25 protein-coding genes and 2 tRNA genes are annotated in these 18,509 nt (G+C 68.7%); 7 read left to right on the forward strand and 20 right to left on the reverse strand.

Annotated features, from left to right (window positions below):
• Positions 1 to 30: 30 nt before the first annotated feature.
• Positions 31 to 504, forward strand: a complete 474-nt coding sequence (locus tag G9C83_RS12325; RefSeq protein WP_167246433.1) for a DUF456 domain-containing protein — start codon at positions 31 to 33, stop codon at positions 502 to 504.
• Here G9C83_RS12325 and G9C83_RS12330 read toward each other — a convergent pair.
• Entirely contained in the window at positions 501 to 2,258 is a 1,758-nt protein-coding gene (locus G9C83_RS12330) for a glutamate--tRNA ligase (RefSeq protein ID WP_167246434.1), read from the reverse strand. The two genes, G9C83_RS12325 and G9C83_RS12330, sit on opposite strands and share 4 nt — an antisense overlap.
• Before the next feature lie 49 nt (positions 2,259 to 2,307).
• Positions 2,308 to 2,664: a hypothetical protein gene (locus G9C83_RS12335; protein ID WP_167246435.1), complete on the reverse strand. Its 357-nt coding sequence runs from the start codon at positions 2,662 to 2,664 to the stop codon at positions 2,308 to 2,310.
• A gap of 169 nt (positions 2,665 to 2,833) precedes the next feature.
• Here G9C83_RS12335 and G9C83_RS12340 point away from each other — a divergent pair, with 169 nt between their 5' ends.
• Positions 2,834 to 3,736 carry an NAD(P)/FAD-dependent oxidoreductase gene (locus tag G9C83_RS12340; protein WP_167246436.1) on the forward strand — a complete coding sequence of 301 codons (903 nt, stop codon included), beginning with the start codon at positions 2,834 to 2,836 and terminating at the stop codon, positions 3,734 to 3,736.
• Between the two features lie 142 nt (positions 3,737 to 3,878).
• Here the strand turns inward: G9C83_RS12340 and G9C83_RS12345 are convergent, their stop codons facing one another.
• Positions 3,879 to 4,925 (reverse strand): polyprenyl synthetase family protein, encoded by a 1,047-nt coding sequence (locus tag G9C83_RS12345; RefSeq protein ID WP_167246437.1) that lies wholly within the window; start codon positions 4,923 to 4,925, stop codon positions 3,879 to 3,881.
• Positions 4,926 to 6,272, reverse strand: a complete 1,347-nt coding sequence (locus G9C83_RS12350) for a ribonuclease J (RefSeq protein WP_167246438.1) — start codon at positions 6,270 to 6,272, stop codon at positions 4,926 to 4,928. It lies immediately after the preceding gene.
• 226 nt (positions 6,273 to 6,498) lie between these two features.
• Between G9C83_RS12350 and G9C83_RS12355 the strand changes: the two genes are divergently transcribed.
• Positions 6,499 to 6,684, forward strand: coding sequence for an HVO_2922 family protein (locus G9C83_RS12355; protein WP_167246439.1), 186 nt, complete (start codon positions 6,499 to 6,501; stop codon positions 6,682 to 6,684).
• On the opposite strand, the gene G9C83_RS12360 is transcribed toward G9C83_RS12355, so the two are convergent.
• Entirely contained in the window at positions 6,681 to 7,418 is a 738-nt protein-coding gene (locus G9C83_RS12360; RefSeq protein WP_167246440.1) for an isopentenyl phosphate kinase, read from the reverse strand. The genes G9C83_RS12355 and G9C83_RS12360 overlap by 4 nt on opposite strands.
• Complete coding sequence (gene mvk / locus G9C83_RS12365; RefSeq protein ID WP_167246441.1) at positions 7,415 to 8,401, reverse strand: mevalonate kinase; 987 nt, start codon at positions 8,399 to 8,401, stop codon at positions 7,415 to 7,417. Before mvk ends, G9C83_RS12360 begins: the two co-directional genes overlap by 4 nt.
• 108 nt (positions 8,402 to 8,509) lie before the next feature.
• On the opposite strand from mvk, the gene G9C83_RS12370 reads away from it, so the two are divergent.
• Both G9C83_RS12370 and G9C83_RS12375 read left to right on the forward strand, forming a co-directional pair.
• Positions 8,510 to 9,010 carry a hypothetical protein gene (locus G9C83_RS12370; RefSeq protein ID WP_167246442.1) on the forward strand — a complete coding sequence of 167 codons (501 nt, stop codon included), beginning with the start codon at positions 8,510 to 8,512 and terminating at the stop codon, positions 9,008 to 9,010.
• Positions 9,011 to 9,083: 73 nt separating this feature from the next.
• On the forward strand, positions 9,084 to 9,899 hold the full coding sequence (locus tag G9C83_RS12375) for a VOC family protein (protein WP_208288718.1): 816 nt from the start codon (positions 9,084 to 9,086) through the stop codon (positions 9,897 to 9,899).
• Positions 9,900 to 9,957: 58 nt separating this feature from the next.
• Here the strand turns inward: G9C83_RS12375 and rpsB are convergent, their stop codons facing one another.
• The 14 genes from rpsB to moaA all read right to left on the reverse strand — a co-directional run bounded on the left by rpsB (position 9,958) and on the right by moaA (position 17,087).
• Positions 9,958 to 10,704 (reverse strand): 30S ribosomal protein S2, encoded by a 747-nt coding sequence (gene rpsB / locus G9C83_RS12380; RefSeq protein WP_167246444.1) that lies wholly within the window; start codon positions 10,702 to 10,704, stop codon positions 9,958 to 9,960.
• Positions 10,701 to 11,897: a phosphopyruvate hydratase gene (gene eno / locus G9C83_RS12385; RefSeq protein WP_167246445.1), complete on the reverse strand. Its 1,197-nt coding sequence runs from the start codon at positions 11,895 to 11,897 to the stop codon at positions 10,701 to 10,703. Before eno ends, rpsB begins: the two co-directional genes overlap by 4 nt.
• Position 11,898: 1 nt before the next feature.
• Positions 11,899 to 12,078 (reverse strand): DNA-directed RNA polymerase subunit K, encoded by a 180-nt coding sequence (locus G9C83_RS12390; RefSeq protein WP_167246446.1) that lies wholly within the window; start codon positions 12,076 to 12,078, stop codon positions 11,899 to 11,901.
• Complete coding sequence (locus G9C83_RS12395; RefSeq protein ID WP_167246447.1) at positions 12,078 to 12,278, reverse strand: DNA-directed RNA polymerase subunit N; 201 nt, start codon at positions 12,276 to 12,278, stop codon at positions 12,078 to 12,080. The genes G9C83_RS12390 and G9C83_RS12395 overlap by 1 nt, the downstream gene beginning before the upstream one ends.
• 12 nt (positions 12,279 to 12,290) lie before the next feature.
• Positions 12,291 to 12,689, reverse strand: coding sequence for a 30S ribosomal protein S9 (locus tag G9C83_RS12400; RefSeq protein ID WP_167246448.1), 399 nt, complete (start codon positions 12,687 to 12,689; stop codon positions 12,291 to 12,293).
• Positions 12,683 to 13,120, reverse strand: coding sequence for a 50S ribosomal protein L13 (locus tag G9C83_RS12405; protein WP_167246449.1), 438 nt, complete (start codon positions 13,118 to 13,120; stop codon positions 12,683 to 12,685). Before G9C83_RS12405 ends, G9C83_RS12400 begins: the two co-directional genes overlap by 7 nt.
• Complete coding sequence (locus tag G9C83_RS12410) at positions 13,117 to 13,470, reverse strand: 50S ribosomal protein L18e (protein WP_167246450.1); 354 nt, start codon at positions 13,468 to 13,470, stop codon at positions 13,117 to 13,119. The genes G9C83_RS12405 and G9C83_RS12410 overlap by 4 nt, the downstream gene beginning before the upstream one ends.
• A gap of 33 nt (positions 13,471 to 13,503) precedes the next feature.
• Positions 13,504 to 13,588 (reverse strand) — tRNA-Leu (locus tag G9C83_RS12415).
• 125 nt (positions 13,589 to 13,713) lie between these two features.
• A complete protein-coding gene (locus G9C83_RS12420; protein WP_167246451.1) occupies positions 13,714 to 14,457 on the reverse strand; it encodes a DNA-directed RNA polymerase subunit D in 744 nt (247 codons plus the stop codon).
• A gap of 2 nt (positions 14,458 to 14,459) precedes the next feature.
• Positions 14,460 to 14,843: a 30S ribosomal protein S11 gene (locus G9C83_RS12425; RefSeq protein WP_167246452.1), complete on the reverse strand. Its 384-nt coding sequence runs from the start codon at positions 14,841 to 14,843 to the stop codon at positions 14,460 to 14,462.
• Positions 14,844 to 14,849: 6 nt separating this feature from the next.
• Positions 14,850 to 15,362, reverse strand: a complete 513-nt coding sequence (locus G9C83_RS12430; protein WP_167246453.1) for a 30S ribosomal protein S4 — start codon at positions 15,360 to 15,362, stop codon at positions 14,850 to 14,852.
• Complete coding sequence (locus G9C83_RS12435; protein ID WP_167246454.1) at positions 15,362 to 15,868, reverse strand: 30S ribosomal protein S13; 507 nt, start codon at positions 15,866 to 15,868, stop codon at positions 15,362 to 15,364. The genes G9C83_RS12430 and G9C83_RS12435 overlap by 1 nt, the downstream gene beginning before the upstream one ends.
• A gap of 22 nt (positions 15,869 to 15,890) precedes the next feature.
• Positions 15,891 to 15,973: transfer RNA gene (locus G9C83_RS12440), tRNA-Ser, on the reverse strand.
• A 151-nt stretch (positions 15,974 to 16,124) separates the two neighbouring features.
• Positions 16,125 to 17,087, reverse strand: a complete 963-nt coding sequence (moaA, locus tag G9C83_RS12445) for a GTP 3',8-cyclase MoaA (protein WP_167246455.1) — start codon at positions 17,085 to 17,087, stop codon at positions 16,125 to 16,127.
• Between the two features lie 152 nt (positions 17,088 to 17,239).
• Between moaA and G9C83_RS12450 the strand changes: the two genes are divergently transcribed.
• Together G9C83_RS12450 and G9C83_RS12455 are read left to right on the forward strand one after the other, a co-directional pair.
• Positions 17,240 to 18,283 carry an Mrp/NBP35 family ATP-binding protein gene (locus tag G9C83_RS12450; protein ID WP_167246456.1) on the forward strand — a complete coding sequence of 348 codons (1,044 nt, stop codon included), beginning with the start codon at positions 17,240 to 17,242 and terminating at the stop codon, positions 18,281 to 18,283.
• 9 nt (positions 18,284 to 18,292) lie between these two features.
• Positions 18,293 to 18,508: a hypothetical protein gene (locus tag G9C83_RS12455; protein WP_167246457.1), complete on the forward strand. Its 216-nt coding sequence runs from the start codon at positions 18,293 to 18,295 to the stop codon at positions 18,506 to 18,508.
• Position 18,509: the final 1 nt, after the last annotated feature.

Genomic DNA, 18,509 nt, shown 5'->3' on the forward strand with positions numbered 1-18,509 from the left:
ACACTAACCGCTCGCTCGCCAACGAGCGCTATGGACGTGCTCGTCGTCGTCGCGTTCGCGTTCCTCCTCGGCGGCGTCGCCGGGAGCGTGCTCCCACTCTTACCGAGCGGCGCGCTCTCGCTGGTCGGCGTCGCAATCTACTGGTGGGCGACCGGCCGCCCCGGTCTCCTGCTGGGCGCGGCGCTCGTCGGCCTCGCCGTCGTCGCCACGCTCGTCGACTGGCTCGCGGGCTTCGTCGGCGCGCGCGCCAGCGGCGTCGACACGCGGACGTCCGCGCTCGCCGGCGTCGTCGGCCTCCTCGCGATGTTCGCCGCCGGTCCCGTCGGCCTGCTCGTCGGCGTCGCTGCTACCGTCTTCGCAGTCGAGTTCCGGGAGACTCAGGACGTCGCCGAGAGCGGCCGGCGCGCTGGCTACGCCACCGTCGGGGTACTCGCGTCCGCCGCGATGCAGCTCGTGCTCACGGGCGCGATACTCGCCGCCGTCGCGTGGGTGCAGTTCGCCTAGGGGTGCGCGTAGTACGCGACCGACTCGGCGTCGTCGTGGCGGTCACAGCGCGCGAACCCGACGCGGACGAACTGGACGACCGTGTCCGGATCGACGTCGGCGAACCCGGGCTCGGCGTAGCCGGTGACGTCCCCCTCCGGGGTGCGCAGGCGGACCGCGACGTTGTCGTCGGCGGGCGCCCAGTGGACGACGTCGACGTCCTCCTCGCGCACGATGTCGATGTCCGCGTCGAGGAATTCGAAGCGCTCGCCGTCGTAGCGCACCGGGCCGTACCCCTTCAGCCAGACGCGCTCGCCGTCGGTGGGCAGGTCGCCCTCCTCGATTACGACGCCGCCCTCGACGGGAATCGAGCGCTCGCCACGGTCCTCGTGCTCGGGGTGGACCGGCGGGTGCGCACTGTCCGGGCCGCCCTCCACGGGGACCTCGACGGCGGCGAAGGACTCCTCGGCGCCGGACCCGCGCGGGTCGAAGCCGTCGCGAACGAAGAACTGCCGGGGCGCGTCGTCGTCGACGAGGTCGCGGTTGTTCGAGTAGACCGAGGACATCGCGAGGTCGACGTTGCTCGTCGAGGTGCCGAGTTCGACCATCGCGTCGACGATGGCCTCCCCGCGGATGCCGCGGCGCTGAACGCTCGGCAGGGTGGGGGCTCGCGGGTCGTCCCAGCCGTCGAGCTCGCCGTCGTCGATGAGCTCGCGGATCGTCGACGTGGACATCGAGACGTCGTACGCGTCGACCTGGACGTGGCCCCAGTGGATGACCTCGGGGTACTCCCAGCCGAAGTAGTCGTAGACGAACTGCTGGCGCTTCGCGGAGTCCTGGAGGTCGATACCGCGGACGATGTGCGTGACCCCGGTGAGGTGGTCGTCGACGCCCGACTGGAAGTCCAGCATCGGCCAGCAGCGGTACTGCTCGGCCTCCTCGCGGGGGTGCGGGGTGTCGATGATGCGGAACGCCACCCAGTCCCGGAGCGCGGGGTTCTTGTGCTCGATGTCGGTCTTCACGCGGAGCACCATCTCGCCGGAGTCGTACTCGCCGTCGACCATCGCCTCGAACTCCTCGCGGACGGTCTCGACGTCCTTCTCGCGGTGCGGGCACGGCTCCGCGTCGTTCTTCAGCTCGGAGAACTCCTCGCCCGGACAGCTACACGTGTACGCGCCGCCGAGGTCGATGAGGTCGCGGGCGTGCTCGTAGTACGTCTCCAGGCGGTCGCTGGCGCGGTACACCTCGGCGGGCTCGAAGCCGAGGTACTCGATTTCCTCGAGAATCTCGTCGTACGCCCACAAAAGCGGGCGCTTGGTCTCCGGGTCGGTGTCGTCGAAGCGCACGACGAACTCGCCGTCGTACTCCTCGGCGTACGTCCCGATGACCGCGGGCATCCGCGCGTGGCCGATGTGCCACGGGCCGTTCGGGTTCGGCGCGCAGCGCATCCGAATCTCGTCGTAGTCGTCGGCGTTCGGGAGGTCCGGCAGCACCTGGTCCTCGCCCTCGTCCTCGGCGTCGAGTTCCTCGACGCGCTCGGGCGCGAGTTCGGCGAGTCGCTCGCGTTTCTCGTCGCGGTCCATCGCGTTCACGTTCTCGATGACGGGCGCGACGACGCCGGGGATCTCGTCGCCGTGCGGTCGGAAGTCGGGGTTCTCGCCCATCAGCGGCCCCATGATGGCGCCGACTTGGGCGTCGCTGCCGTGCTTGAGCGCGTTGAACAGCGCCGCCGTCTCGGCTTCGCGGCGCACGCGCTCGCGGAGTTCGTCGTCCATTGTCCGTGTGTTACCCCGAGGGCGGCAAATCCGTTGGGATTCGCGGTCGCTACTCGGCCCGCTCGGGGTTCTCTGCGAGGTGGTAGGCGTCGTAGATGCCGTACACCCAGATGGCCAGCAGGAACGGGATGCCGACGAGGAAGACCGACAGCAGGCCGGCGACGAACGACCCGAACAGGAACAGGAGGCCGCGGCCGAGGTGCCCGAGGTAGATCTGTCCCGCGCCCGGAATCAGGAGGGACGCGACGGCCGCGATGCCGGCGTCGTTGTCGAAGCCGCTGCTCGGGGACCGTTGGCGGACGCCGCACTCCGGACAGATTTCGGCGTTCTCCCGGATGATCTCGCCGCACTCCCGGCAGTAGACTTCGTTCTCGCCGGGCGTGTCGCGCGCGTCGTCGGTGCTCATGTTCGAGACTGGGGCGGCGCGCGGCATAACAGTTGCTGCGGGTCCACGGGAGTCCCCCTCCCGATGCGTTTATATTTGATTAGGCTAGCCTAAAACACGTGCGACGGAGCCACCGAACCGGGCGACGGGAACGACACGCGAGGGCGGGACGAGCGAGCGGGGGCGCAGCGTGACTGCCGACGAAACAGACGGGCCGGACGACCGATGGGACGTCGCCATCGTCGGCGGCGGGCCGGCGGGCTGCTCGACGGGCGTCTTCACCGCCCGGTACGGCCTCGAAACCGTCGTCTTCGACCGCGGGCGGTCGTCGCTGCGGCAGTGCGCGCACCTCGAGAACTACCTCGGGTTCCCGGCGGGCATCGACGTGGAGACGTTCTACGCCCTCGCCCACGACCACGCCGAGGAAGCCGGCTGCCAGGTCGTCGAGGACCTCGTCGAATCCGTCGAGCGCGCCGACGACGGGTTCGTCCTCGAAACGCAGTCGGGAGAGCCGGTGCGCGCGAATCGCGTCGTCGCGGCCACACGCTACGACGCGGACTACCTCCGCCCGCTCGACGCCGACGACGAGATGTACGAGAGGCACGTCCACGACGGTGACGAGGAGGAGTACTTCGACCGCGCGTACGCCGACGGCGACGGCCGGACGCCAATCGACGGCCTGTACGTCGCTTCGCCGGTCGAGGAGGCGTCGAGACAGGCGATCACCGCGGCCGGCCACGGCGCGCTCGTCGGGAAGCACGTCGTCGGCGACGTCCGCCGCGAGCGCGGCTACCCCGAGGGACTGGCCGGGCGCGTCGACTGGCTGCGCCGCGAGGCCGCCCGCGACGACGAGTGGGGCGACCCCGACCGCTGGCGCGAGTACTTCGAGAACCACGTCCCCGACGACCACGACCTCGACGAGGACGAACTCGCGGAACTCCGCGAGCAGGAAGTCGAGGACCGCCTCGACAGGTACGTCACCGACGAGGCAATCGAGGACCGCCGCCGGCGCGCCCACGACCGCATCCTCGAACACCTCGACGATGACCGCATCCGGGCGTACCTCGACAAAACCGACGACGACTCCGCCTAGCGGCGGCTGTTTAGTTCGGCATGCGCGCGGCGAAGCCGCGCGTTTCACTCGCACGAGCGAAGCGAGTGCGAGGAGTTTTTAGCGTAGCTTTTTGCAAGCGGGGGTTCCCTGCGGGAACCCCCCGCAGTAAAAAGGTCCTCGTTTAGTACCCGCGTTCGACGAGGTACTCGGCGACCTGCCCGAGTCGCTGGCTGGCCTCGTTGTCCGGGAGGACGTCGAGGTGGCCTTTGGCTTCGTCGACGAGTTCGTCCGCGCGGTCGCGGGCGTACTCGATGCTGCCGACGTCGTGGAGTTCCTCGACGGCGTCCTCGATGTCTGCGTCGGTGACGTCCTCGGGGTCGTCGGCGTCGAGGAGGCTGTCGACGTCGACGCCGTGGTCGGCGGCGTGCAGCGTGATGACGGTCTTCTTGCCCTCGACGAGGTCCGACCCGCGCTGTTTGCCGAGCTCCTCGGAGGGGACGGTGAGGTCGAGGACGTCGTCGTGAATCTGGAACGCCTGCCCGGCTTTGACGCCGTAGTTGTACAGCGACTCGACGGTGTCCTCGTCGGCGCCGAGGAGGATGGCGGGCAGCGACGCGGCCGCGGCGTACAGCACCGCGGTCTTGAGCTCCACCATCTCCATGTACTCGTCGGGGAGGACGTCGCTGCGCGTCTCGAAGTCGACGTCGAGAGCCTGTCCTTCACAGATGTGCGTGCAGGTCTCGGCGAGCGTCCGCATCGCGCCCATGCCGCGGTCGGCGGGCGCGCCCGTCCGGAGCATGATCTCGAACGCCTTCGAGTAGAGCGTGTCGCCGGCGAGAATCGCGGTCTCCGTGTCGTACTCGCGGTGGACCGCGGGCACGCCGCGCCGCAGGTCGTCGTCGTCCATGATGTCGTCGTGGATGAGCGTGAACGACTGGATGACCTCGATGGAGACCGCGGACGCCATGATGTCCACGTGTTCGCCCGTCAGGTCCGGGAACTCGCGGTAGTCCGTGCTCCCCGGTTCGACGTCGGCCAGCGCCTCGGCGGTCAACAGCAGGACCGCCGGCCGCAGGCGCTTCCCGCCGGCTTCGAGGATGTAGCGGGCCGCCTCGTAGAGGCGCTCGGGTCGCTGCGCGGGGAGTTCCTCGTCGATGGCGGCGTTGACCTTCTCGCGGCGCTCGCGGACCGCGGCGAGCACCGCCTGTTCGCGGGCGTTCTGGGACATCTACTCGACGAGCTGGATGGTGTTGCCGTTCTGGGTGACGTGGAGGTCGCGGCCGACCTTGTACCCCTGGCTCTTCGCGAGGCTGACGTACGGCGCGAACCCCTTCATGTTCTGGTGGGCGGGGATGACGTGCTGGGGCTGGAGCGCGTCCAGCATCTGGTAGTGGCCTTCCTCGCGGAGGTGGCCGGAGACGTGGATGTCGTCGTAGATGCGCGCGCCCTGCATCCGGAGCAGCTGCTCGCTCTGGTAGCGCTGGCCCTCGTTGGTCGGCTCCGGGATGACGCTCGCGGAGAAGATGACCTTGTCGCCGTCCTCGATGTCGTAGGGAGTCTCGCCGCGGCCCATCCGGGTGAGCATCGCGCGGGGCTCGCCCTGGTGGCCGGTGACGATGGGGAGGAAGTTCTCCTTGCCCTCGTTCATCACGCGCTTGAACGCGCGGTCGACGGACTTCCGGTGGCCGAACATCCCGAGGTCGTCGGGGAAGTTCACGCGGCCCATGCGCTCGGCGGTGCCGGAGTACTGCTCCATCGAGCGGCCGAGCAGGATGGGCTCGCGGCCGATGTCCTTCGCGAACTCCACGAGCGAGGACACCCGGGAGACGTGACTGGAGAACGTCGTCGCGACGATGCCGCCGTCGTAGTCCTCGACGCTCTGCATCACGTCCTTGAGGTGGCGCCGCGCCGTGCTCTCGGAGGGCGTGCGGCCCTTCTTGCCGGCGTTGGTGCAGTCCTCGATGTAGCAGAGGACGCCCTCGTCCTGGCGGCCGATCTCCCGGAACCGGTCCATGTCGATGGGGTCCTCGAGGACCGGGCTGTGGTCCATGCGCTTGTCGAGGCCGTAGACGACCGCGCCCTCCGGCGTGTGGAGGACGGGGTTGATGGCGTCGATGATGGAGTGCGTGACGTGGACGAACTCGAGCTCGCAGCGCTCGCCGATGTCCATCGTCTCGCCGGCCTCCATCTCCACGAGGTCGTTGTCGACGCCGAACTTCTGCTCGCCCTCGATCTGGCCTTTCACGAGTTCGAGCGTGAACGGCGACGCGACGATGGGAGCGTCGTAGCGGTGCGCGAGCTTCGAGATGGCGCCGATGTGGTCGAGGTGGCCGTGCGTCGGCACGATGGCCTGGACGTCGCCCTCGAGGTCGCTCATCACGCGGTCGTCCGGGATGGCGCCCATGTCGATGAGGTCGAGGCTGTGCAGCTTCTCCGTCTCGACGTTGTCGTGAATCAGGACCTGCGAGAGGTTGAGGCCCATGTCGAAAATGACAATGTCGTCACCGGCTCGGACGGCAGTCATCTGCCGACCGACTTCTTCGTATCCGCCGATTGTTGCGATTTCGATTTCCATGGTTTTCGAGCACTGAAACCCGCTGTGGGGTGTCGTGTCTGAAACAGCCGCGGGCTGGCGACGACGGCCGCGGCGTCTTGCAGCCGTCGGCTACCGCCGCGTAAACGCCCGCGACGCTGCTCTTGAACGCCCTACGTCCCGCGGTGTTAAAAACGGCGGGGATTGCCGCGCCTTGCCTGTACTATCGGCCGAAACGGCCTTGTCGCTGGCCTGAGAGGAGCCGCACATGTCCGACGCGACGTTCCACGTCTACGAAGACGACGCCGGGCAGTACCGCTGGCGACTCGTCCACAGCAACGGCAACATCATCGCGGACAGCGGCGAGGGCTACGCCTCCAAGCAGAAAGCCGAGCAGGGGCTGCAGAGCGTCAAGAAGAACGCGCCGGACGCGGACGTGGAGGTCGAAGACTAACCGTCGATTCGCGTGCCGGCGTCCTCGCCGGCGAGGAACGCCGAGAGGGCGTCCGGCCCGAACACGAACGACGGCGCGCCGAGGTCCAGCAGCGCGCGGACCTTCGCGGCCATCCCGCCCGTGACGTCGGTGGCGTCGCTGCCGCCGAGCGCCGCCGCCACGTCCTCGTAGTCGGTGATCTCCCTGACGACGTCCCCGGACTCGTCGAGTACGCCCGGAACAGTCGAGCAGAGACCGACGCGGTCGGCGGCCAGTTCCCGCGCCGCGTGCGTGACGAGCTCGTCGCCGCTGACGATCGTCGCGCCCTCGCCCACCCGCGTGAGCACGTCGCCGTGGAGCACTGGCACGAACCCCTCCCCGAGCATCGCCGCGAGCTGTCCCGTCTCGAAACGGAGGTCGCCATCGCTCGTCCGGTGGCCGACGGAGAACGGGTGGACGGGCACGGCCGGGACGCCAGCCTCCGCGAGCGCTCCCACGACCGCGTCGTTGAGTTCCTCCATCGCGCCGGCGACGTCCCGGACCGCTTCCGCGTCTCGCTTCCCCTCGCTGCTGGAGATGCCGTGTTCGGCGGCGTGCGGGTGCCCGAAACTCCCGCCACCGTGGACGACGACGAGGTCTTCGAGGGTCGCGTCCCCGAGCGCGGCGGCGAGCCCCGCGAGGCGCTCGTCGGCGACGGTCTCGGGCTGGTCCTTCTCGGTGACGACGCTGCCGCCGAGCTTCACGACGACGGTCATTCGACGCGCACGCCCTCCGTCGCGAGTTCGGCGCGGAACGACTGCGCGCAGTCCGGCGTCAGCGACAGCGCCGTCTCCACGCCCTCGCCCTCGTCGAGCGCGACGATGCAGCCGCCGCCGCCCGCGCCCGTGAGCTTCGCGCCGAGCGCCCCCCCGTCCCGGGCCGCCCACACGAGGTTGTCCAGCGAGCGCGCGGAGACGCCGAGCGCCGACAGCAGCCCGTGGTTGAAGTCCATCAGGCGGCCGAGCGCGTCGAGGTCACCTGCTGCGAGCGCGTCCTCGCCCTCCCGCACGAGGTCGCCGATGGCCTCGACGGTGTCCGCCGCGAAGTCGTACTCCTCGCGGAGGCCCCGGACGCCCGCCACGAGCTCCCCGGTGTCGTGGCTCGCGCCGTCGTACCCGACGACGAACGGCAGGTCGGGCGCGTCGATGGTGCGGCAGTCGTCGCCCTCCACGCGGACCGCGCCGCCCATCGCCGAGCAGAACGTGTCCGCGCGGGACGCCTCGCCGTCCTGGACCGCGTGCTCGACGCGGTACGCGCGCTCTGCGACCGCTTCGGGGTCGAGGGCGACGCCGAGCTCTCGCGTGGCGGCGTCGATGCCCGCGACGGCGACCGCGGCGCTCGACCCGAGGCCGGCGCCCAGCGGAATCTCGCTCTCGATCTCCACGTCGAAGCCCGCGTCAGGCTCGCCGGCGGCGTCCCGCGCCTGCGCGAGCGCCTCCTCGACGTACCCCATCGCCGCCTCGACGAGCGACGCCGGCACGTCCACGTCCGGTTGCGCGTCGCTGCCAGTGCCGTACTCCACGGTGAACCCGTCCAGCGAGAGGTCCGGCGAGGACACCCGCACCCGGTCGTCGTCGCGCGCCGTCACGGTCACCCGCGCCCGCCGCTCGATGGCACACGGGACCGCGGGCTCGCCGTAGACGACGGCGTGCTCGCCGAAGAGGTAGACCTTCCCCGGCGCACTCGAAGTCGTAGTCATACCTCGGCGTGTGGCCCACGCCGTTACAGAAGTTCCGGAACGCCCCGGGGCGACAGTTGGGTGAGAGTTCGGCAAACAGCTATCTAGAAGTGTTACCAAGTAACGCACGTGCTCCGGAGACGCCTGCTCGCCGTCCTCGGCGCCGGCGCAGTCGGGACACTCGCCGGCTGTACGACCGGCGCCGACGGCGGCGGTGACGAGACGACGGAGGCGAACAGTTCGACCACCGTCGCGGTCGAATCGACCGACGACTACGGGGACGTACTGGTGGACGCCGAGGGAGTCAGCCTCTACGTCTTCGACGAAGACCCCGCCGGCGAATCGTCGTGCTACGACGACTGCGCGAGTACGTGGCCGCCGCTGACCGTCGACGGCGACCCCACGGCCGGGGCCGGCGTCGAGGCGGACCTCGGCACGACCGAGCGCGACGACGGCGGGACACAGGTGACGGCCGGCGGTCGGCCGCTGTACCACTACGCGAGCGACAGCGGGCCCGGCGACACGTCGGGACAGGGCGTCGGCGACGTGTGGTGGTTGGTCGCGCCTGACGGCTCGAAGATCAACGGCTCGTCGGCCGACGCGACGACGTCCGACGGCGGGCTCTACTGAACCGGCACGCCGGGCTATCAGCCCCGGCGAGCGTCGCCGCAAACTTTTGCGTGCGCACCGTCAACGTGGCGGTATGCGCCCCGTCATCGACCACGTGCCGTTCGCCGCCGCGGAGTTAGACGCCATCGTCGAGCGCTTCGAATCCGCCGGCTTCGACCCGACCTACGGCGGCGAACACCCCGACGCCGGCACGGAGATGGCGGCGCTCGTGCTGCCCGACGGCTCCTACCTCGAACTCGTCGCGCCCACCCGCGAGGATCCCGCGTGGTGGGGCGAGTTCTTCGAGCACGCCGACCCGCTCGGCGGGCCGACCGACTGGTGCGTCGAGACGGGCAGCGTCCACGCCGAGTGTCAGCGCGTCATCGAGCAGGACGTGGAAGTCCACGGCCCCTCCCACGGCAGCCGCGAGCGCCCGGACGGCACGCTCGTCGAGTGGGACAACGCCTTCCTCGGCCCGCAGGACGAGCACCTCCTGCCGTTCGTCGTCAGCGACCGCACGCCCCGCGAGTACCGCGTCCCCGACAGCGAACTGTACGGGTCACCGGTCTCGGGCATCTCGTGGGTCGTGCTCGCGACCGGCGACCTCGACGCCACCGCCGAGCGCTTCCAGCGGCTCTACCGCCTCCCGAACCCCGAGCGCGACTACGACGACACGTACGGCGAGCTCGCTCGCTTCCCCGGCCAGGACGTCGTGCTCTGCGAGCCGGACGGCGGGCGCGTCCGCGACCGCCTCGACAGATTCGGGCCGTGTCCGGCGACCGTGCTGTTGAGCGCGGACGTCGACGACGCCCGCCACCAGCACCCCCTCGACGGCGGCCGCGAGTGGTTCGGGAAGCGCGTTCGCTTCGTCGACGGCCTCGACGGCTACCTCGGCGTCGTCTCGCGGTAGCTACAGCCGTCGCTGGTCGGCGAAGCTCCGTGGAAAAGTACAACGTCGAGAAGCCGGGTTACAGTCCGTCCTCGAAGTCTTCGAGGGCGTACGTCGGCTCGGCGCCGCGGCGGTCCAGGGTCTCGTTGGCGAGCAGCCAGTAGACCACGGAGAGCGCGCGACGGCCCTTGTTGTTCGTCGGGACGACGAGGTCGACGTTGCTCGTCTGGTTGTTCGAGTCGCACATCGCGATCACGGGGATGCCGACCGTGATCGCCTCCTTGACGGCCTGCGCGTCACCGATGGGGTCGGTGACGACGAGGACGTCCGGCTCGATGTAGCCGTCGTACTGCGGGTTCGTCAGCGTCCCCGGGATGAAGCGGCCGGTCCGGGCGCGCGCGCCGACCGCTTCCGCGAACTTCTCCGCGGGGAAGCGACCGTACTGGCGGCTGGACGTGACCAGAATCTGCTCGGGGTCGTAGTTCTCCAGGAAGTCCGCGGCCGTGCGGATGCGATCGTCCGTCTTCGAGACGTCGAGCACGTAGAGGCCGTCGGTGCGGACGCGGTGGATGAACCGGTCCATGTCGTTGGTCTTCTGCTGGGTACCGATGTGGACGCCGGCGCCGAGGTAGTCCTCGACGGGGATGAGCAGGTCGGCCTCCTCGTCGGACATGACGTCCTCGGTGGCCGCCGCTCCCGGCTCCTCTTCGGTGGGCTGTTCGTCTGTCTGGGCGTCGCTCTCGGCGGCCTCGGCGGCAGACTCCGCTGCCTGCTCGTCCGGGGCGTCCTCGAGGTCGGCCTCTGTGTCGGATTCGTTCTCGCTCATGCTTCGTCCGCGATGCGGATGAGTTCGTTCAGCTTGGCGGTTCGCTCGCCGCCGACCGTCCCCGTCTTGATGTACGGGGCGTCGGCCGCCACGGCGAGGTGTGCGATGGTCGTGTCCTCGGTCTCGCCGCTGCGGTGGGAGACCACGGCCTCGTAGCCGTTCCGGGTCGCCAGCTCGATCGCGTCGAACGCGTCCGAGAGCGTCCCGATCTGGTTGGGCTTCACGAGGATGCTGTTCGCCGCGCCGACCTCGATGCCGTCGCGGAGGCGCTCGACGTTCGTCACGAAGAGGTCGTCCCCGCAGACGAGCGTCTCGTCGCCGACGCGCTCGGTCAGCGTCGCGAACGCCTCGAAGTCGTTCTCGTCGAGGGGGTCCTCGACGTACGCGAGGTCGTACTCCTCGACCAGCCCGGCGACGTACTCGATCTGCTCCTCCGTGGAGCGGACCTCGTCGCCGTAGACGTACTCGCCGTCCTCGTAGCGCTCGGCGGCCGCCATGTCGAGACCGAACGTGACGTCGAAGCCGAACTCCTCGGCGACGTCCCCGGTGGCCTCGTCGACGATTTCGAACGCCTCGGCGTCGTCGATAGACGGCGCCCACGCGCCCTCGTCGCCCTTCGCGGCGGCCTCGCCGCGTTCCTCGAGGAGTTCGCCCACGCGCTCGTGGACGGCGGCGTTCGCGAACACCGCCTGTCGGACGCTCGGCGCGCCGACCGGAGCGGCGAGGAACTCCTGAATCGCGGTCGCGTCCGCGGCATGTTCGCCGCCGCCGACGACGTTCCCGAGCGGCACCGGGAAGTTCCGACCGCGGAACGCGCCGCCGAGATGCTGGTACAGCGGCGCACCGAGCACGTCCGCGGCGGCCTTCGCGGCCGCCATGCTGACGGCGACGGCGCTGTTCGCGCCGACGTCGGAGAAGTCCTCCGTGCCGTCAGCCGCGTGGAGCGCGGCGTCGACGCCGCGCTGGTCGCCGGCGAACTCCCGGCCTTCGAGGCGGGGTGCGACGTGCTCGCGTGCCGCCGCGATGGCCTCCTCGACGGGGAGTTCGACGGCCTCGTGTTCGCCCGTGCTGGCGCCGGACGGCGCCGCCGCACGGCCGAACCCGCCGTCCTCGGTCACGACCTCCGCCTCCACGGTCTTGTTGCCGCGGGAGTCGAGAATCGGTCGGAACCGGACGGACTCGATGCGCGTCATCTCAGTTGTCCCTCCGAACGGTGAACGGGAGCGCCTTCTCGTCGTACTCCTCGGCCGCGATGAGGATGGGTTCCGTCTGGTCGGTGTCGACCAGCACGGGCGCCCCGTACGACACCTGCAGCGCTCGCGCACCGATGATGCGGGCCTTCTCGTACCGATTGAAGTGTTGTGTTTCGCTCATTACTGGTAGGGCGAGACCACGTCGACGAGGTCCTGGTGGGCGATGAGCATCCGGCGGCAGCAGTGCCGGTCCACGCCGAGGTCGTCCAGCACGTCAGCTGGGTCCTCGTCGCCGTCGTGGGTTTCGGCTCGCGCCTTGAACTCCTCCCAGTACTCGCCGACGACGTTACCGCAACTGAAACACCGGACTGGTACCATCATGGATGTATCACCTCAGCGGTAGGACTTCTGGTAGCGAGCGCGAGCGCCGGGGCCGCCCCACTTCTTGGATTCGGACTGCCGGACGTCGTTGACCAGCAGACTGCGGTCGAACTCCCGGTACGCGTCCCGGAGTTCCGCGTCGCTGTAGTGCTCGACGAGCCCGCGAGCGATGGCGGTGCGGACCGCGTCCGCCTGGCCCGCGAAGCCGCCGCCGGAGACGTCGATGTCGACGTCCACGTCGTCCCGGAGGTCGTCGCCCGCGATGCGGAACGGCTCCAGCATCTTCAGGCGCGCCATCTCCGGCTCGACGAGCTCGACGGGCTGGGAGTTGATTCGCACACGACCCTCTCCGTCGCTCACGGTCGCGCGAGCGACTGCCGTCTTCTTCTTGCCGGATGTGTTGGTTACCATGTGACGTTAGCACCGAGTTCCTCTGAGACCGCGCCGACGGTGACGAACCGGATCGTGGAGAGTCGGTCCAGCGACGTCCCCTCCACGACTTCGCCGTCCTCGTCGAACGGGTTGCCGACGTACACGCGGACGTTCTCGAACGCCTCGCGGCCGTCCTGCTGCTTGTACGGCAGCATGCCGCGGATGGCGCGCTTGACGATGCCGTCCGGGCGCTTCGGGTAGTACGGCCCGCTGTCGGAGCCGACCTCCGCGCGCTTGTTGTACGTCTCGAAGATGTCCTCCTCCGTACCGGTGATGACCGCCTGCTCGGCGTTCACCACGGCGACCGACTCGCCGTCGAGGGCGCGCTCGGCGACGTTGCTCGCCACGCGGCCCATGATGCAGTCCCGCGCGTCGACGACCACGTCGGCGTCGAATTCCGCGAGACTCATCGAATCACCCGCACGTCGGAGCCTTCGGGGTTCTGTTCGACTGCCTGTTCTAGGTGGACGGCCTCGCCGTCGGCGTGCTCGATCTTCGTCTCCGCGCTGCCGGAGAAATCCACGGCAGCGACGGTGACGGACTTGCGGAGCGCGCCGGACCCCAGCACCTTGCCGGGGACGACGACGGTCTCGTCCTCGTTCGCGTAACGTTCGATGCGACTCAGGTTCACCTCGGCGTGCGTGCGGCGCGGCTTCTCCAGCCGACCCGCGACGTCGTGCCAGACGTCCGCGCCCGAATCTCGGGCGACGGACTTCAGTTCGGCGATGAGACTGCTGAGTCTCGGACTTGTCTTACTCATGCTCGTACTCCTGGAAAGTTGTGAGAAGTCGAGTGCAGGGAGCAGGATTTGAACCTGCGAACCCCTACGGGACAGCGCCCTGAACGCTGCGCCTTTGGCCTAACTTGGCTATCCCTGCACGGCCGCGATGGCGCTTCGCTTCTCTGTAGCTCCCGACCCTTCTTACCGATTTCGATTGCCGGGCCCGAGGCTCCAGGGGCAGGAGTGGGCGTCGGCGCGGTAGTGTGGGTCGGAGCGATCATGTTACAGTTGGACTGCCTGTTCGAGTTCGTCCGCGCGGTCGACCAGGGAGTCGACCGCACGGAGCACCAGCTCGGTGACGGGCATCGAGCCGTCGGATTCGACGTGGAAGACGAACGCGCCGGGGACGTCCTCGACCTCGACCTCCTTGCCGGGGTACCGGTTCGAGAGGTCGTTGTCGAAGTCGTCGGTCGGCACGAGTTCGCCGTCCTCCTCGATGACGCCGCGGAGCATCTGTCGCTCCTCGTCGGCGTACTCGTCGACGTCGCCGACGACGTTCACGCGCTGGAGGTGCCGGTAGCCGACCGCGACGCCGCCCTGGTGTTTGGCGTGGTCGCGGCCGTAGCCGAGCTTCGCGTCGGCCTCCAGTTCGAGGCGCTGATCGTCTTTCAGCTCGATGATGGGGATGTTCGTGTCGGCGGCCTCGACCTCGGGGTCCTGACAGACCAGGTCCCCGGAGTACGCCGTCCCCGGGCCCTCGACGTCGAGCGCGAGCGTGACCGTGTCGCCCTCCGCGAAGTCCTCGGGCGTCGTCAGCGGGACGAGGCCGAGGCGCAGCGCGAGCTGTTCGTCGAACATCACGCTGGAGTTCTCGACGAATCGCACGCTGTCGATGGACAGCGTCGGCACGTCGGCCAGGATGGCGCGACGGATGCCGTTCGCGAACGCCGGCGTGATGTTGCGGACGACGAACCGGGCTTCCCGGTCGTCGCGGTCGATGAATTCGACGTCGAAGTCCGTGCTCATGCTTAGTACCCGCTGTTCTTCGGCGGACGCGTCCCGTCGTGGGGGACGGGCGTCACGTCCTCGATGCGACCGATCTCGAGACCGGCGCGAGCGAGCGCGCGGATGGCGGCCTGCGCGCCCGGACCCGGGCTGCGCTGGAGGTTGCCACCCGGGCCGCGCACGCGAACGTGCACCTTCTCGATGCCCTGGTCTAAGACGTCTTCGGCGAGCTGTTCGGCCATCTGCATCGCGGCGTACGGCGACGCCTCGTCACGGTTCTGCTTGACCACCGTGCCGCCGCTGGACTTTGCGAGCGTCTCGGCGCCCGTCTCGTCGGTGACGGTCATGATGGTGTTGTTGAACGAGGCGTGGATGTGCGCGATGCCCCATTTGGTGTCGTCAGCCATATTGTGTTACTCCTGTGCACCGGCGCGAGCCGGGTGCAGTTCGTCTGTGAGGTCGCTTCGTTCGTCGAACGTGATGGCGTCCTCCTCGGAGACCTCGACCGTGTAGGAGGGCTCCGTGACGCGGCTCCCGTCGACCGTGACGTGGCCGTGGGAGATGAACTGCCGGGCCTGCCCGACAGTGTTCGCGAGGCCCTCTCGGTAGACGACCGTCTGGAGGCGGCGTTCGAGGACGTCCGTCACGTCGAGCGACAGGACGTCGTCGAGGCTCTCCTGGTTGGAGAGCACGCCGATGCGCTGCAGGCGGGAGACGAACTCCTCGCCGCTGGCCTCCTCGGTCCGACCGAGCAGGCGGCGCGCCTCGCGGCGGAAGTTCCGCAGCTGAGACTGCGCCCGCCACAGCTCTTCTTTGTTCTTCAGGCCGTACCGGGAGAGCAGGTCGCTCTCCTCGGAGATGCGTTCGCCCTGGTAGGGGTGGTTCGGCGTCTCGTAGAACTTGGTGTTCTCACCGGGGAGCGCCATTATTCTTCCTCACCCGCTGCTTCTTCTGCCTGTTCTTCCTTGATAGCCTCGACGTTGACGCCGATGGTACCTTCCGTACGACCGGTGGACTTGGTGCGCTGACCGCGGACCTTCTGCCCGCGCTCGTGTCGGATGCCCTTGTAGGACCGAATCATCTGCATCCGGTTGATGTCCTGGTCGCGCGTCAGGTCGACGTCGTTGCCGGTGACGTGCTGAGTCTCGCCGGAGTAGAAGTCCTTCCGACGGTTCACGAGCCACTCCGGAGCGTGGTCCGCGAACTCGTTGACGGCCGTCTTGATGTCTTCGATGACGTCGTCATCGAGACGGCCAATCGTCGCGGTGCGGTCGACGTCCGCGTTCTCCGCGACGACTCGCGACACTCGTCGGCCGACGCCGTCGAGTTCCGCGAGCGCACGCTCGACGGTCTTGGTGCCGTCGAGGTCTGTCTGCCCGATGCGGACGAAGTACTGAATGTCCTCGTCCGCGTCTTGTTCTTCCGAACTCATGTTTTGGTGTTGTGTGGAAAGGCGTCGTGGCGGGGATTTGAACCCCGGAGGCTTACGCCACAGAGTTAGCAACCCTGCGCCTTGACCAGGCTAGGCTACCACGACACGCTTTCGGGTGTATCTTCGCCCTCTCGGACTCGGGACCCGGCGCCCCTACAGTGACTGCGTTCGTGAGAAATCGCGGCCCGTACTTAAACGTCACGAAAGGTGGCCCGGACGCCGTGCGGATGACTACCAGATACTGTCGCCGAACGCGTCAGACGACTTCGATGTACTCGTCGTTGACCTCCCAGCCGCCGTCGCCGTCCTCTACCATGTACTCGCCGTAGTACGGCACGCGGTTCTCGACGGTCTCCCGGAACGCCTCCCGGATCTCGGGCTTGGACATCTCGCCCATCGACCGCAGGTCGTCGTTCCGGTTCAGACACCCTTTCAGGTAGCCCTCGTGCGTGACGCGCACGCGGTGACAGTTCGCGCAGAACTCCTCGTTCCCCACGGGGTCGACGATTTCGACCATCCCACCGTTCACCCAGTACCGTCGCCGGTCGTGCATCTCGCGGTGCTCGACGCGGTCGGCGCGCTCCTCGAGCCAGCCGTGGACGTCGTCGATGTCCACCGCCCACTCCGGGTGGCCCGCGATTTCGGGCATGTACTCGATGAGCTGGAGCTGGAGCGCGTCGTTCTCGGCGACGTGGTCGACCATTTCCGGGACGTAGCCCGCCGTCTTGCGGAACACGACCATGTTGAGCTTCACCGGGTCGAGGCCCGCGTCCACGGCGGCCTCGACACCCTCCAGGACTTTCTCGTAGGCGCCGCTCTTCGTGAGCGCCTTGAAGTCCTCCGCGTCGAGGGCGTCCTGGGAGACGTTCACGCGCTCGAGGCCCGCGTCAACGAGGTCCGCCGCGCGCCCAGGCAGGAACGTGCCGTTCGTCGTCATCGACACCTCTATCGAGTCGGGCGTGCGCCGGATGATCTCCGCTAAGTCGTCGCGGAGCATCGGCTCCCCGCCCGTGAGCTTCACCTTCTCGACGCCGAACTCCTCGACCACTTCGAGGAACCGCACGACGTCGTCCGCGCTCATTTCGTGGTCGCGCGGGTCCATCGGGCCGCGTGTGTCCCCCAGTCCCTCGTTGTGACAGTAGACGCAGTCGAAGTTACAGCGATCCGTGAGGGAGACCCGGACGCCGGAGACCTCACGCCCGAACGAGTCCGAGAGCATGCGAGACTGTCGCACGTACAGACGCTTAAACTCGTGGGTGGAAGCGGCGATTTCGTAACCGTCTGTAGTTACGTTCCTGGCGCGGCGTGAGGTTCCGGCCGCACGTTCGTTCGACACAACCCTTATCGGCGCACCACCGCCTACTCGCGGCCATGAACGAAGACGACGTACGGGACCTCCTCCGCGACGTCGAGGACCCGTCGCTCGGCGACGACATCGTCTCACTCGGCCTCGTCAACGACCTCGACGTCGACGGGGACAAAGTCACAATCTCGCTCGCGCTCGGCGCGCCGTACTCTCCCACGGAGACGGACATCGCCGGCCGCGTCCGCGAAGTTCTCGAAGACGCCGGCCTCGAAACCGACCTCACCGCCGCCATCCCCGACCGCAGCGGCGGCGACGTCCTCCCCGGCGTCAAGAACGTCATCGCCGTCGCCTCCGGCAAGGGCGGCGTCGGCAAGTCCACCGTCGCGGTCAACCTCGCTGCCGGCCTCGCCGACCGCGGCGCGCGCGTCGGCCTCTTCGACGCCGACATCTACGGCCCCAACGTCCCCCGGATGGTCGACGCCGACGACCACCCCCGCGCCACCGAGAGCGACACCATCGTCCCGCCCGAGCGACACGGCATGAAACTCATGAGCATGGCGTTCATGGTCGGCGAAGACGACCCCGTCATCTGGCGCGGCCCCATGGTCCACAAGGTCCTCACGCAGCTCGTCGAGGACGTCGAGTGGGGGAACCTCGACTACCTCGTCGTCGACCTCCCCCCGGGCACCGGCGACACCCAGCTCACCATGCTCCAGACGGTCCCCCTCACCGGCGCCGTCGTCGTCACTACCCCGCAGGACGTCGCCGTCGACGACGCCCGCAAGGGCCTCCGCATGTTCGGCCGCCACGACACCACCGTCCTCGGCATCGCCGAGAACATGAGCGGGTTCGTCTGCCCCGACTGCGGCGGCACCCACGACATCTTCGGCAGCGGCGGCGGCAAGGACTTCGCCGACGAGAACGAACTCCCGTTCCTCGGCTCCATCCCCCTCGACCCCAGCGTCCGCCAGGGCGGCGACCAGGGCGCGCCGGTCGTCCTCGACGACGACAACCAGACCGGCGAAGCGCTCCGCGAATTCGTCGCCGAAACCGCCGACATGATCGGCCTCGTCCACCGCCGCAACGCCAGCGGGCCAGCCAAACACTGACGACTCCTCATGTCTGACTTCGACGACGCCGAGAAACGCGACGCGCTCCGCGAGGTCGCCGACGAACTCCGCGAGAACGACTCCGAGGAAGCCGAACGCGTCGCCGCCATCGTCCACCGCGTCAGCGACATCTACGACGACGGCGAGGATGTCGACGCCCAGCACGTCTACCTCAACATGCGGAACATCCTCCAGATCTCCGAGCAGGGCGGCATCGAGCGGTAGC

The organism is Halobacterium sp. R2-5, from assembly GCF_011734195.1.
GTDB lineage: Archaea > Halobacteriota > Halobacteria > Halobacteriales > Halobacteriaceae > Halobacterium.

Excerpts from the sequence above, each read along its gene's own strand:
- G9C83_RS12325 (WP_167246433.1), top strand. The coding sequence starts at position 31 with ATGGACGTGCTCGTCGTCGTCGCGTTCGCGTTCCTCCTCGGCGGCGTC.
- G9C83_RS12330 (WP_167246434.1), bottom strand. The coding sequence starts at position 2,258 with ATGGACGACGAACTCCGCGAGCGCGTGCGCCGCGAAGCCGAGACGGCG.
- G9C83_RS12335 (WP_167246435.1), bottom strand. The coding sequence starts at position 2,664 with ATGAGCACCGACGACGCGCGCGACACGCCCGGCGAGAACGAAGTCTAC.
- G9C83_RS12345 (WP_167246437.1), bottom strand. The coding sequence starts at position 4,925 with ATGTCCCAGAACGCCCGCGAACAGGCGGTGCTCGCCGCGGTCCGCGAG.
- G9C83_RS12350 (WP_167246438.1), bottom strand. The coding sequence starts at position 6,272 with ATGGAAATCGAAATCGCAACAATCGGCGGATACGAAGAAGTCGGTCGG.
- G9C83_RS12355 (WP_167246439.1), top strand. The coding sequence starts at position 6,499 with ATGTCCGACGCGACGTTCCACGTCTACGAAGACGACGCCGGGCAGTAC.
- G9C83_RS12360 (WP_167246440.1), bottom strand. The coding sequence starts at position 7,418 with ATGACCGTCGTCGTGAAGCTCGGCGGCAGCGTCGTCACCGAGAAGGAC.
- mvk (WP_167246441.1), bottom strand. The coding sequence starts at position 8,401 with ATGACTACGACTTCGAGTGCGCCGGGGAAGGTCTACCTCTTCGGCGAG.
- G9C83_RS12375 (WP_208288718.1), top strand. The coding sequence starts at position 9,084 with ATGCGCCCCGTCATCGACCACGTGCCGTTCGCCGCCGCGGAGTTAGAC.
- rpsB (WP_167246444.1), bottom strand. The coding sequence starts at position 10,704 with ATGAGCGAGAACGAATCCGACACAGAGGCCGACCTCGAGGACGCCCCG.
- eno (WP_167246445.1), bottom strand. The coding sequence starts at position 11,897 with ATGACGCGCATCGAGTCCGTCCGGTTCCGACCGATTCTCGACTCCCGC.
- G9C83_RS12390 (WP_167246446.1), bottom strand. The coding sequence starts at position 12,078 with ATGAGCGAAACACAACACTTCAATCGGTACGAGAAGGCCCGCATCATC.
- G9C83_RS12395 (WP_167246447.1), bottom strand. The coding sequence starts at position 12,278 with ATGATGGTACCAGTCCGGTGTTTCAGTTGCGGTAACGTCGTCGGCGAG.
- G9C83_RS12400 (WP_167246448.1), bottom strand. The coding sequence starts at position 12,689 with ATGGTAACCAACACATCCGGCAAGAAGAAGACGGCAGTCGCTCGCGCG.
- G9C83_RS12405 (WP_167246449.1), bottom strand. The coding sequence starts at position 13,120 with ATGAGTCTCGCGGAATTCGACGCCGACGTGGTCGTCGACGCGCGGGAC.
- G9C83_RS12410 (WP_167246450.1), bottom strand. The coding sequence starts at position 13,470 with ATGAGTAAGACAAGTCCGAGACTCAGCAGTCTCATCGCCGAACTGAAG.
- G9C83_RS12420 (WP_167246451.1), bottom strand. The coding sequence starts at position 14,457 with ATGAGCACGGACTTCGACGTCGAATTCATCGACCGCGACGACCGGGAA.
- G9C83_RS12425 (WP_167246452.1), bottom strand. The coding sequence starts at position 14,843 with ATGGCTGACGACACCAAATGGGGCATCGCGCACATCCACGCCTCGTTC.
- G9C83_RS12430 (WP_167246453.1), bottom strand. The coding sequence starts at position 15,362 with ATGGCGCTCCCCGGTGAGAACACCAAGTTCTACGAGACGCCGAACCAC.
- G9C83_RS12435 (WP_167246454.1), bottom strand. The coding sequence starts at position 15,868 with ATGAGTTCGGAAGAACAAGACGCGGACGAGGACATTCAGTACTTCGTC.
- moaA (WP_167246455.1), bottom strand. The coding sequence starts at position 17,087 with ATGCTCTCGGACTCGTTCGGGCGTGAGGTCTCCGGCGTCCGGGTCTCC.
- G9C83_RS12450 (WP_167246456.1), top strand. The coding sequence starts at position 17,240 with ATGAACGAAGACGACGTACGGGACCTCCTCCGCGACGTCGAGGACCCG.
- G9C83_RS12455 (WP_167246457.1), top strand. The coding sequence starts at position 18,293 with ATGTCTGACTTCGACGACGCCGAGAAACGCGACGCGCTCCGCGAGGTC.